1 pseudogene is annotated in these 470 nt (G+C 76.0%); it reads left to right on the forward strand.

The features are described from left to right. Positions 1 to 470 (forward strand): annotated as a pseudogene (locus D455_RS30900) (hypothetical protein); the annotation flags it as partial.

The following is a 470-nucleotide window of genomic DNA, read 5'->3' on the forward strand; positions in this document are numbered from 1 at the left end:
GACCCGGGCCCGTGGGTCGCGGGCACGGTCCTGTCCGCCCTGCTGGCCGCGGTGGCGGCGGCGAGTGCCCTGAGCGTGCTGGTCCCCGGCACGGACCCGCGTTGGAACGCCAGGGCCGACCGGATCTGCCGCCTGCTGCGCGACGCCACCCTCGTCCTGGGGCTGGCGGTGGTCGCGTACGCGCTCTGGCCCCGGCCGGAGTGGGCCGCGGAGGGGCGGCTTCCCGGCCACGGGGCGTTCCTCAACGCCCTGTTCGCGACCCAGGCGCTCCTGGTACTGGTGATGCTGGTGGCGGCGCTGCTCCTGTTCTCCTCCGACCGGGCCCACGACGGCGCGGCGATGCGCGGTCTGGCGGGTCCGGCCACGGCCGCCCTGAGCGCCCTGATGGGCGGCGGCTTCTCGGCCGCGGTCGTCTACCAGGGTTCGCTGTTCCTGAGCGGCTGCGGCTCGCTGGCCACACCCGAAGTGGA

It is taken from the genome of Nocardiopsis halotolerans DSM 44410, from assembly GCF_000341065.1.
Taxonomy (GTDB): domain Bacteria; phylum Actinomycetota; class Actinomycetes; order Streptosporangiales; family Streptosporangiaceae; genus Nocardiopsis; species Nocardiopsis halotolerans.